The organism is Microcystis sp. Msp_OC_L_20101000_S702 (assembly GCF_007095705.1).
In the GTDB taxonomy this organism is placed as follows: domain Bacteria; phylum Cyanobacteriota; class Cyanobacteriia; order Cyanobacteriales; family Microcystaceae; genus Microcystis; species Microcystis ichthyoblabe_A.
In genome coordinates this window covers 25,146-36,516 of record NZ_SFBO01000115.1, presented here as the reverse complement: position 1 = coordinate 36,516, position 11,371 = coordinate 25,146, and the positions used below count along the sequence as shown (strand labels likewise).

The following is an 11,371-nucleotide window of genomic DNA, read 5'->3' as shown; positions in this document are numbered from 1 at the left end:
AATATTCGAGGCCAAATTTTTACTATTTTCGTGATTACCGTAGCGGCAGCCGAGGCAGCCGTGGGTTTAGCGATTATCCTGACTATCTATCGTAACCGCGACACGATCGATATGGAACAGTTTAATCTGCTCAAATGGTAAGCTTTTAAATATTTACCCCCTCTCTCCCTTTTTTGGGGAGAGTTTTTTTTGGCCAATTTTCCCTGTTTGTACGGTGTTAAATGTTTGAAATTTCAAGAGTTTGTAAAGATTTAAGGGATTAAAACTAGATCCGATTAACAGGATTAAATTATGATAAGAAGAGATGTTATAGTGTGTATTTCCTCTTCGTAAATTTACTAAGTTGTAAATCTTTTGATCACTTCTATTTGAATACCAACAAATAAGGAGAAAAATTAAAAAGCCATCCTATCCTATCATAGTTGGCTTCAAGATACCTAATTCATAACTGGGTTTTATAAGTCGGATTTGGTATCAATTGTCCTTTAGGTAGTGTTCCAAACCTAGGACTAAGCTAACTTGTGGATAGGATGTACAATTAGTATTCATATCTTGATTCAGCAACGCCATTTTCTATACCTTTTAAACAGGATTTCCAGCTTTTTTCAAATCGATGATACACTCCCGCTGCTACCTCCTGTCCCCTGAATCATCCCGCAGTTTTATATTTTCTTTAGAGATGGGCTGTCCTAAAACCTGCTCAGAGCGGCCAAAAGTCAGAAAATAGAAATAAAGGTGCGATTAGAGAACTTGAGTAGCGATCGCACCTGTCAGCCGCCATTGGAGAAAGATAAAGTTATGGCAGATAACTACAGAAGTCGCATTGTTACCCAAGGTACCCAACGCAGTCCTAATCGGGCTATGTTAAGAGCGGTAGGTTTTGGGGATGAGGACTTTAGCAAACCAATCATCGGCATCGCTAACGGATTTAGCACCATTACCCCCTGTAACATGGGAATTAATGATTTAGCAATGCGTGCCGAAGCAGCCACCAGATTAGCGGGGGGAATGCCGCAACTTTTCGGGACTATCACCATTAGTGACGGGATTTCCATGGGAACAGAAGGGATGAAATATTCTCTCGTTTCTAGGGAGGTAATCGCCGATTCCATTGAAACCGTCTGTAATGGTCAAAGTCTCGATGGAGTCCTCGCTATTGGGGGTTGTGACAAAAATATGCCGGGGGCAATGATTGCCATGGCCCGGATGAATATTCCCGCTATTTTCGTCTATGGTGGCACGATTAAACCGGGGCGCTACAAAGATTGCGATTTAACCGTAGTCAGTTCCTTTGAAGCCGTGGGACAGTACAGCGCCGGTAAAATCAGTGAAGAAGACCTCATCGGGATCGAACGCAACGCTTGCCCCGGCGCCGGTTCCTGTGGTGGAATGTTTACTGCTAATACCATGTCTTCCATTTTTGAAGCCATGGGGATGAGTTTACCCTACTCCTCGACCATGGCCGCCGAAGATGAGGAAAAAGCCGATAGTACCGAAGAATCGGCCAAGGTTTTGGTCGAGGCGGTTAGAAAACAGATTCTCCCTAGCCAAATTTTGACCCGTAAAGCCTTTGAAAACGCCATTTCGGTAATTATGGCGGTGGGAGGTTCCACTAACGCTGTCCTGCACCTTTTAGCCATTTCCCGCACCATCGGGGTAGAATTATCGATCGATGATTTTGAAACCATCCGCCAGCGTGTACCGGTTATCTGCGATCTTAAACCCTCCGGGCGTTACGTTACCGTGGATCTGCATAAAGCCGGCGGTATTCCCCAAGTGATGAAAATTCTCCTGGTTAATGGTTTACTACACGGGGATGCTCTCACCATTAGCGGTCAGACTATCGCCGAGATTTTAGCCGATATTCCCGACCAACCGCCCCCAGGCCAAGATGTTATCCGTCCTTTTAGCAATCCTGTCTATAAAGAGGGTCATTTAGCCATTTTAAAAGGAAATCTGGCCACAGAGGGGGCCGTGGCCAAAATTAGCGGCGTGAAAACTCCAGTCATCACCGGGCCCGCGCGGGTGTTTGAGTCGGAAGAAACCTGTTTAGAGGCAATTTTAGCTGGAAAAATTCAAGCCGGGGATGTGGTGGTTGTCCGTTACGAGGGACCAGTAGGCGGACCGGGTATGCGGGAAATGTTAGCCCCCACTTCGGCAATTATCGGCGCCGGTTTAGGGGATTCCGTGGGATTAATTACCGATGGTCGTTTTTCCGGGGGAACCTATGGCATGGTGGTCGGTCACGTCGCTCCGGAAGCGGCGGTGGGTGGTACAATTGCCCTAGTCGAGGAGGGGGATCAAATCACTATTGATGCTCGTCAGCGTCTCTTGCAGTTAAATGTATCGGAGGAAGAATTAACCCGTCGTCGTAACCATTGGCAACCGCGCCCCCCACGCTATAAAACGGGAATTCTCGGCAAATTCGCCAAGTTAGTCTCCTCTAGCAGTCTCGGCGCTTTAACAGATCTGAATCTGTTCTAAAAGTATAACTAGGGTTTGCGGCAAAAAGCTTTTCCTGGGGGCAGGGTGTGGGGTGTGGGGTGTAGGGTGTGGGGTTTTATCGATTTTCAGGTGGTCAACTACCTAATTTTCAGGGAAAAAGCACCCACTGCTCACCCAACACTCCCACTGATAACTGATAACTGATAACTGATAAGACTGACGAACCTAATTACTATAGATTAATGACTATGACCTATCTACTTACTGTCTATCGAGCGCTCGAATGCCGTCCAGATACCTATCGGGACTGGTATGACCAAGGCAATATTTTAAGAGAAAGAATGGACTATTTGGGAGCCTTAATCAGCTACGAAAAAGCCTTAGAATATTATCCAGATGATTATTGGGCATGGTACAAAAAGGGTATGATACTAGAAGACTTGGGAATGTATGAAGAAGCGGCTGAAAGTTACGCTAACGCCGCACAGGTAAAGGCCGATAACTATTGGGCTTGGTATGATCAAGGTTGTGTTTATCTACAGGAATTAAAGGACTACGAAAAAGCGACCGCTTGTTTTCAACGGGCCCTAAGTCATAGTCCGGGGGACTATTGGGCAGCCTACCGGCAAGGGGAGGCCTATCGATTGCTCAAAAACTACGAACGCGCTATCACTTTCTATGATCTGGCCTTGGGGGCGCGACCCCGGGATTATTGGGCCTGGTATCGTCGCGGCGACGCTTTCCGGGATTGGGGCAATCCCCAAGAGGCTTTATTTAATTATCGTACCGCCCTCGATATCCGACCGCAAGATTACTGGTCCTGGTATCAACAGGGTGTGATCTTACAAGCATTACAGCGCCTGCCAGAAGCGATCGCCTGTTATGAAGAATCGTTAAAAATCGATCAAGATGATCGCTATGCGTGGTATAATGCCGCCTGCTGTTATGCCGCCCTCGGTCAACAAGAAAAAGCGATCAACTGTTTACGCGAAGCTCTAGACATAGAACCGGATATATGTGGCGAATTAGTGCGTAATAACTTTGTTTTCGATGGTTTAAGGCAAAATGAAACCTTTAATGACCTCTTGAGTTGCTATTCCCCCAGCTAAAGTCTTTTTGCAGCACCTAGGGTTTGCTGAAAGGGTTTGTCGTGGGGTGTGTGGGATTTTAGGCATTTTCAGGGAAAAAGTGCCTAAAACTTCCCCCGGATTGCTCAAATGGCTGGCACTTTTTTGATGGCAAAAAAGCCTAAAAATATTAGCCAACAAGGTTTTTAGATTCATTTAGCCGGTTTGGATTAGCTACAATTGCAATTAGAGACAAATTATTGAGAATCTTATGCGAGAACTAGACAGAGACAAAACCATCGAACAACTGAACGAAATCATGGAATTTGAACTAGCGGGAGTTGTCCGTTACACCCACTATTCCCTGATGGTGACAGGTCCCCATCGCATCCCCATCGTCCAATTTTTCCAGACTCAGGCCACGGAATCCCTCACCCACGCGCAACAAGTCGGGGAAATTCTCACCGGTTTAGAAGGTCATCCTAGCTTAAAAATTGCCCCCATCGAGGAGAGCTATGAACACAATATCAAAGCAATCTTGAGTGAGAGCCTCAATCATGAGAAAAAATCCCTTGATTTGTACAAAGCACTCCTAGAAACCGTCGAAGATGCCAGTATTTACCTAGAAGAATTCGCTCGCGGTATGATTGGACAAGAAGAATTACACAATCTGGAAATTCGCAAGATGCTGCGGGATTTTGCTTAAGCTAGGATCAAAGCTAGAGTTTATCCACTAGCTTATGAATCTTAGTTCCGCTTTACCCACTTTTATTATCACTCTCCGGGAAGGTTTCGAGGCCGCTTTAGTGGTGGGAATTGTCCTCGCTTGTTTACAAAAATCGGGTCGATCGCAACTTAACTCATGGGTGTATCGTGGTATTGGTGCGGGAGTGGTCGCTAGTGTTTTGGTCGGTATTTTGCTAGGGGGAATCCTTTTGCAAGTGGATGCCTCTCCTAGTCCTTATGTACCAATGATCAAGGAATTATTGGCCGCCACTTTTGGACTGATTGCCGTTTTGATGTTGAGTTGGATGTTAATTTGGATGACTCAACAGGCCAAATCTTTGAAATCTGAGGTAGAAAGTGCGGTAAAAGCGGGTTTAAAAGCGGAAAATGGGGCAGGAAAAGCGATTTTTCTGCTCGTTTTTATCGCTGTCTTGCGGGAGGGATTTGAAACTGTCCTCTTTATCCTGGCCCAATTCCAAAAAGATTGGCAGATACAAACCTTCGGTGCGATAGCGGGGTTAAGCGTCGCAACCTTGTTGGGAACTCTCCTATTTGCGGGGGGAGTAAAAATTAATATCCGTCTCTTTTTCCAAATTATGGGGACTTTCCTCCTCTTAATCGTTGCGGGATTACTCATCGGTGTTTTGAAACATATCGACGCAGGAATCAGTCTTTTAAGTGAAATTGACCCTTTTTATCGCAATTTCTGTCCTTCTCTCCCCTCCTCCTGTCTTCTCGGTTTTCAAGTTTGGGACGGTTCCCAAATTTTGAGCGATCGCACTTTCCCCGGACTCCTCCTCAAATCCCTGTTTGGTTATCGTCAAAACCTCTATATCAGTCAAATTGTTGCTTATATCCTCTTTTTACTGCTTATCGGTGGCCTCTATTTCCAAAGCTTACGACAACGTCCTCAAACAGTGACCAGTAAACAGTGATCAGTAAACAGTAAACAGTAAACAGTGACCAGTAAACAGTAATCAGTAATCAGTAAACAGTGAAAAGATGGCAAGAAACTGCTATTTAATACTGCTCACTTAACACATACTGCTCACTTAAAACTCAAATCTGATAACTTACCCACTGATAACTTACCCACTGATAACTGATAACTGATAACTGATAACTGATTATGACTACTTGGCAATGTGACGGTATCCCTAAAGATGGTAAAACTTATCCGCAAGCGACTGCGGGAGGTCATGAACCCTGCGAAAATACTACTCCTGATTGTCCTATCTGTGGCCTGCCTAGGGAAGCGATGGATCCCGTAACAACGACGGTTAAAACCACGGTTGTGGTCTCCCCAGGGGGGACAACTAGAGTCGGCCAAAAATCTAACTGGTTACTTCCCTTCGCTTTGATAATTACCGCTTTAACCGCAGGTTTAGGGGGTTGGAGTCTATTGCAAATGGTGATTCCCAAACCCGATACTTCCCCAGTCGTCCAAGAAGAAACCCCAGATAGGCAACCCAAGGCAACTTTTGTGAGTAATACGGCTAAAAATCCCGATTTATTTAGCCAAGGTGAGAAAATACTGCTTAATTCCACTCCTAACAAAGAAAAAGGCGCAGCGGCCTTTAAAAAGGAAGATTGGGCAAATGCGATCGCAGCTTATCAACTAGCAGCCACTCCCCAAGCAAACGATCCAGAAGGCAAAATCTATTACAATAACGCCAAAGCTAGACAAAAAGGTAATCAAAAGACTATAGCCGTTGTTGTCCCCATCGCTAACGACCCCAACAGCGCCAAGGAAATTCTCCGAGGTGTGGCCAGGTATCAAGAGGAGTTTAATAATTCTAATCCGGGTAATCCTTTGGAAATAGTCATCGCTAATGATGGCGGTGGGTTACAATCAAAAGCGATAGCCGATGATCTGATTCAATCCGGTCAAGTTTTGGCAGTTATGGGCCACGGAATCGATCCTTTTAGTCAAAAAGCGATTGAAAGTTACGAAAAAGAAGGATTAGCGATTCTTTCTCCCCTGACTACCCGTGTTAGTCAAACGGGAAAATCAACCCTGAAAACTATTCCCCTTGACGATAAATCTCAGGAAGTTTTCGGTAGTTATCTGGAAGCAGTGGCCAAAACTTTGGCTAATTATGCTAGTCAGCAAGAGAATTCTCCGTCAGTGGTTCTTTTTTATAATTCCGATAGTCCCTATAGTCAAAAATTAAGGGATTCCTTTGCTAAAGCAATAAAGCAACCGGGAGGCAAGATAGTTAAGGAAATAGACACCACCAAAGCCAATTTTAACGCTAAAACCGCCATAGATCAGGCAAAACAAGCCGGCGCTAAGGTGGTATTTTTGGCCCTCAGTAAAGATGGCGATCGCATTGATCAAGCCGTGGCTATTGCCCAAGAGTCGTCTGGAATGCTCTTATTAGGCGGAAATGAACTTTATACACCCGATATACTCATTCAAGGAGCGGATAGCATCGACGGATTAGTTTTAGCAGTACCTTGGAGTTTCCAAGCAACGGATCCTTTTGCCAAAGATGCGCTGAAAAGTTGGCGCGGTCGCGTCAGTTGGCGTACTGCTACCGCCTACGATACCATGAAAGTATTAGGAGAAGCGATCGCTAAAAGTTCTGACCGTGCTACTGTAGTCGAAACTTTAAATCGAGGAATCACCTTGCAGGGAAACACCACGGATTTTAATATTTTTAACCAAGTTCCCCTAGTACGCGCTAATCGCGGCAATGAGGGGCCAAAGGGTTCTCAATATCAGTTCGATCCTATCTAAAATAGATAATGTGATGTCGAGGAGTAGAATCAAGTCTAATTTTATGAATAATATCTTACCCATCCTAGCTTTATTAATGTCGGTGTCGGGAATTGCCGTATCTTTGGGACGGGAGGAAGTCCGATGTCATCTCGGTTTAGAATCGGCAGCTTGTCCCCAGGAAGAAGAAAAAACCAGCGAAGACACCCCCACAACTACCCGGGAATCTCCCCCCGCAACTACCCCCGCAACTACCCCAGAATCTCCCCGGATAGAAAAAACTCCCGCAGAAACTACCCGCAATAGCGAAGCTTCCCCCGAAGTTTCCCCGTCTCCTGAAAGCGAAACCCCAGTAGAATTCACTCCCATCCCAGAAAATAACCCCAGTCCAGAAGCAACCCCCGAAAATCCCCCCACCCCAGAAACCAAAGCGGTGGAAAAAACTCCAGATGCAGAAAAAAGTCCGGATGTCAATCCATCTAAAGATGGAGAAACTGAAAGTATTCCATTAGAAGTTATTCCCCCCGGACAGTAAAATCGGACAAAATCAATTTCTGGTGGGGTAGGGTTGATTCATGAATCAACCCTACAGATCCCGGACAGTAAAATCGGACAAAATCAATTTCTTGGTTAGGATAGGAACTCATGCAAGAAGTAGTTATACTAAATCTGGTTATTAAAGACTGATTATTCATTCCCTTTTTTGCATGAGTGCATGAGTAGAAAACGGGTTTCTCGGAGAAACCCGTTTTCTGTGCGTTACTCAATTGTATCTAGGGCTTGCTGAATAAAGGTGAAATGTAGGCAAGGTAAGGGTTTTGTGGCTTTTCTCGCGAAACAGGTGCAAGATTTTGAGAGAATCGTGCTTCAAAACCTTGCGTCTTCATCGGCCTGCGTCCTGTAGGGGCGAAGCATTCGGATAAAAAATCTACGGTTTCACCGATAGGTTATTGCCCGAATGCTTCGCCCGTACTTTTTCAGCAAACCCTATCTAGCTTCTTTCAGCAAACCCTAACTATTGGATTAACGTTTCTTGCGAAGTCCCATTAATCCGAGTCCTGTAAAGGCCAGTCGATTTTTTTGAGAAAATTGAAGTATATTAAGTTTTATTAAGAACAATGAAACTGCAACGGTTATCGGTGATTCAAAAGTATTATAATTGTCTTTGTTATCCTAAATCAATAGTTTTTGCTTGTCAATAATTATGAATAGTTATCAAACCTATTTAACCATCGATAATTCTCAGAAGATTATCCTCTCTAACTTACCCTTTAAAGCAGGAACAAAGTTAGCCATTAACATTCAAGTAGTTGAGGATGAAAAGACAGAAGCCGATTTTGAAGCTTTATTAGATAAAACCCAGGCAATCTGGACTAAAGGAGATGGCTTAGAATATCAGCAAAAAATTCGGGAGGAGTGGATATGAAACGATTAATAGACTCCTGTATTTTAATCGACCATTTTAATGGTATTACCCAAGCTACAGTTTATCTAAAAGCTCACCGAGATGAAAGTTATATTTCTGTCATTACTAAAGCCGAAGTTCTCATTGGTTTTAATGATGATAATTCCTTTGAAAAAGCAGGAGAGTTATTAAGCCATTTTCCCCTGATAGATTTAGATGTCAACATCACTGATTTAGTCATTCAAATCCGTCGTGAACAAATCAAAAAAAAGGCAACCAAACAGCCTAACAAAAAGGTTATTCAATGGAAATTGCCCGATGCCATTCAAGCAGCGATCGCCCTTTACTATAATCTCAAATTAGTCACTCGTAATACCCAAGATTTTGATCTCAATCAACATCCATTTATTGAGATTCCCTATACCATCTAACAATAAAACTGAAACAGTTATCGGTGATTCAAAAGTATTATAATTGTATTTGTTATCCTAAATCAATAGTTTTTGCGTGTCAGTAGTTATCAATAGTTAGGGTTTGCTGAAAAAGTATGGGCGACGATCCCTAAAACCCTTACCTTGCCTACATTTCACATTTATTCAGCAAGCGCTATTTACTTTTAGTCAAAATTAATTAACTTCTAACCCCGGAATGCTTAACTGTTCAGTTTTTGGCTGTGTTTCCCCCAGATAATCCCCCTGCAACATATTAATTAAACAGCCACCAAGATGATAGGCCATATTCACGGGAACCGCATTACCAATCTGTCGATATTGAGAGGTTAAATTACCGGTAAATTGCCAATCATCGGGAAAGGACTGCACTCGTGCATATTCTCTCACAGTCAAAGGACGAGTTTCTTGGGGATGACATCTTTCTGTTTGGGTTTGTGCCGGACTACAGGTAATAGTTAAAGCCGGTTCATCCCAAGATAATCTTTTAGCATATCCTGTCCGTCCGCCGTGATTTTTGAGACTATTTTTCATATATTCTTTTTGAATATCCATCGGCAAATTCCGCCAATTGCCTCCTGCGGGAACTAAGGACATAATCTCTTTTTTTCTTTCTTTATATTCTACTCCTGGAGAACTTGGACAATTCTCTAGAGCTTTTTTCAGAGAAATAGTATAGTTTTTATATTGGGGAAAAATCGGTTTAATATTTAGGTCTTGACGGGTGGCAATAATAATTAATCTTTCTCTTTTTTGGGGAACATCGAGAAATTGGGCTGATAAAACTTGATAAGCAGCATAATAACCGATTTCCTGTAAAGCTTGCAGCATTAATTGCAGAGTTTCTCCTTTTTTATTGCTTAATAATCCTCGAACATTTTCGGCTATAGCGATTTTAGGTTGCACTTCCTGTAAACAACGAGCAAACTCAAAAAATAGGCTTCCTCTCAAATCTTCTAATCCTTTTCCTAACCCAGCATAACTAAAAGGTTGGCAGGGAAACCCTCCAGCTATAACATCTATTTTGTCTCTAAAATCAGAAAATTCAATATTTTTTATGTCTTGATTTATAACATTCCATTGCGGTCGATTGAGTCTTAAAGTATTAACACAATCTTGATTAATGTCCACCAGTAATTGTGTTTTTATTCCCGCATTTTCTAAACCTAAAGCCATACCACCACAACCAGCAAATAATTCAATAACTGTGTAATTAGTTGGCTCAACAGTTTGTAAGATTTTCAATTCTCCGGGGGATTGGTTATTTTTAAGATTGGTTAATTGCTCGAGATCAAATAACCAATCAACTTGATTGATTTTCTGACCTTTGATTAATTTTTTCTTTTGCCATGTTAGTATTTCTGCGGTAGTTACACCGAGAATATTAGCGGCTTTTTGTAGATTTACCTGAGTCATAACCAATAATTAGCAACCTATCTACATCTTGATTATAAATCACATTAGCTAAACTTGATAAACAACAATAAAGGCTGAACAAGGTTCAGCCTCCAGTATAACTTTTAACTATTTCCTAATTGCGTCCCGGAACTGTATATTTAAAATTCATCGGGCCAGTATAACCAGAAACCTCCGCTAATTTCTCTAATCTTTGGGTTCCCGAATATTCTTGACCCTTAATAATCCAAGTGGGGAAACCTTTAATTCCGGCATCGCGACAAGCTTGGGGATTACCATTAACCCCTTGGGGATCGCATTCGATATAAACCCCTTCTTTTTTGAGGATTTCTCCCGCTTCCTTACCAAACAACTGTTTTTGATCGTAACAGTGGGGACACCAAAAAGCCCCGTATTCCTTCGCACCAATTGCTTTTAAATGTTTAGCCAGGGCGATTTCTGCCTTTCCCGAAACCGTGGTTACTTCCCAACCGTAGGGAGGTTTAGCCTCTGTCATTGGCCGGGTAATTTCTTCTTTTCCTCCTGCCACCGTCGGGGAATTTACTCCCGTATAAACCGCTAAAGTTCCCACCAAAGTAATCATCGCCACCACAACCATCGGCAGTATAATTTGTCCTAAACCTTCCCATTCGCGACCGATAATTGTGAGAATTAATAAGGTTAAAGCGAACAAAGCCGAAGTAATGCAGTAGGGACACAATTCCTTTAAGTCCGTGGCTAGAATATACATTAAATAACCACTAAATACCGCCATCGCCGTCGCCCCCGCTAACAGCAATAACCAAGTATTATTTTCTAAACTTTTGCGGAGATTTTTCTGAGTTTCCCCATTAATAAATAGAGGACTGAGGGCAAAAACCGCCATGGCAATATAGGCCAAAAAACCGAACAAACTCAAGGGCAGCCCGAAAACCGTAGCGTAGGGACTATTAAGCACACCAGTACAACCAGCCCCATCACTAGCCCCGGCGGTACAGGCCGCGGCCCCTCCCATCAGTTTGGTAATGGTTAAATAGCCAGTTAGAATCGCTCCCACGATCGAAACGCCCCCAATTAGAGGCCGAGAGTAGCGATGAATCCAAGGTACAGAACGACGACGCATAATATTATTTAGATTAAATTACAGCAGAATTCAGGAGTC

At 43.1% G+C, this 11,371-nt stretch carries 11 protein-coding genes; 9 read left to right on the top strand and 2 right to left on the bottom strand.

What is annotated here, in order from left to right; genetic code table 11:
* The 9 genes from EWV60_RS12425 to EWV60_RS12385 all read left to right on the top strand — a co-directional run.
* Positions 1-141 (top strand): NADH-quinone oxidoreductase subunit K (locus EWV60_RS12425; RefSeq protein ID WP_172963193.1); only part of this gene is annotated, 141 nt, incomplete at its 5' end.
* Positions 142-798: 657 nt separating this feature from the next.
* Positions 799-2,484 carry a dihydroxy-acid dehydratase gene (gene ilvD, locus EWV60_RS12420; protein WP_002775050.1) on the top strand — a complete coding sequence of 562 codons (1,686 nt, stop codon included), beginning with the start codon at positions 799-801 and terminating at the stop codon, positions 2,482-2,484.
* 209 nt (positions 2,485-2,693) lie between these two features.
* Positions 2,694-3,554, top strand: coding sequence for a tetratricopeptide repeat protein (locus EWV60_RS12415; protein WP_016516030.1), 861 nt, complete (start codon positions 2,694-2,696; stop codon positions 3,552-3,554).
* 229 nt (positions 3,555-3,783) lie between these two features.
* Entirely contained in the window at positions 3,784-4,218 is a 435-nt protein-coding gene (locus EWV60_RS12410; RefSeq protein WP_002731529.1) for a ferritin-like domain-containing protein, read from the top strand.
* 34 nt (positions 4,219-4,252) lie between these two features.
* A complete protein-coding gene (locus EWV60_RS12405) occupies positions 4,253-5,173 on the top strand; it encodes an FTR1 family iron permease (protein ID WP_271936103.1) in 921 nt (306 codons plus the stop codon).
* Between the two features lie 194 nt (positions 5,174-5,367).
* Positions 5,368-6,981 (top strand): ABC transporter substrate-binding protein, encoded by a 1,614-nt coding sequence (locus tag EWV60_RS12400; RefSeq protein ID WP_287232551.1) that lies wholly within the window; start codon positions 5,368-5,370, stop codon positions 6,979-6,981.
* 43 nt (positions 6,982-7,024) lie between these two features.
* Positions 7,025-7,495: a hypothetical protein gene (locus EWV60_RS12395; RefSeq protein WP_287232550.1), complete on the top strand. Its 471-nt coding sequence runs from the start codon at positions 7,025-7,027 to the stop codon at positions 7,493-7,495.
* 669 nt (positions 7,496-8,164) lie between these two features.
* Complete coding sequence (locus EWV60_RS12390; protein WP_130756442.1) at positions 8,165-8,386, top strand: hypothetical protein; 222 nt, start codon at positions 8,165-8,167, stop codon at positions 8,384-8,386.
* Entirely contained in the window at positions 8,383-8,796 is a 414-nt protein-coding gene (locus EWV60_RS12385; protein ID WP_002776913.1) for a PIN domain-containing protein, read from the top strand. Before EWV60_RS12390 ends, EWV60_RS12385 begins: the two co-directional genes overlap by 4 nt.
* Before the next feature lie 195 nt (positions 8,797-8,991).
* Here EWV60_RS12385 and EWV60_RS12380 read toward each other — a convergent pair whose 3' ends face one another.
* Positions 8,992-10,230, bottom strand: a complete 1,239-nt coding sequence (locus tag EWV60_RS12380; protein ID WP_287232547.1) for a DNA cytosine methyltransferase — start codon at positions 10,228-10,230, stop codon at positions 8,992-8,994.
* Positions 10,231-10,345: 115 nt separating this feature from the next.
* Positions 10,346-11,332, bottom strand: a complete 987-nt coding sequence (locus tag EWV60_RS12375) for a vitamin K epoxide reductase family protein (protein WP_287232545.1) — start codon at positions 11,330-11,332, stop codon at positions 10,346-10,348.
* Between the last annotated feature and the right edge of the window lie 39 nt (positions 11,333-11,371).

Bases quoted from the DNA above. Each gene is read 5' to 3' on its own strand.
- EWV60_RS12390 (WP_130756442.1), top strand. From the start codon at position 8,165: ATGAATAGTTATCAAACCTATTTAACCATCGATAATTCTCAGAAGATT.
- EWV60_RS12400 (WP_287232551.1), top strand. From the start codon at position 5,368: ATGACTACTTGGCAATGTGACGGTATCCCTAAAGATGGTAAAACTTAT.
- EWV60_RS12410 (WP_002731529.1), top strand. From the start codon at position 3,784: ATGCGAGAACTAGACAGAGACAAAACCATCGAACAACTGAACGAAATC.
- EWV60_RS12385 (WP_002776913.1), top strand. From the start codon at position 8,383: ATGAAACGATTAATAGACTCCTGTATTTTAATCGACCATTTTAATGGT.
- EWV60_RS12415 (WP_016516030.1), top strand. From the start codon at position 2,694: ATGACCTATCTACTTACTGTCTATCGAGCGCTCGAATGCCGTCCAGAT.
- ilvD (WP_002775050.1), top strand. From the start codon at position 799: ATGGCAGATAACTACAGAAGTCGCATTGTTACCCAAGGTACCCAACGC.
- EWV60_RS12395 (WP_287232550.1), top strand. From the start codon at position 7,025: ATGAATAATATCTTACCCATCCTAGCTTTATTAATGTCGGTGTCGGGA.
- EWV60_RS12405 (WP_271936103.1), top strand. From the start codon at position 4,253: ATGAATCTTAGTTCCGCTTTACCCACTTTTATTATCACTCTCCGGGAA.
- EWV60_RS12375 (WP_287232545.1), bottom strand. From the start codon at position 11,332: ATGCGTCGTCGTTCTGTACCTTGGATTCATCGCTACTCTCGGCCTCTA.
- EWV60_RS12380 (WP_287232547.1), bottom strand. From the start codon at position 10,230: ATGACTCAGGTAAATCTACAAAAAGCCGCTAATATTCTCGGTGTAACT.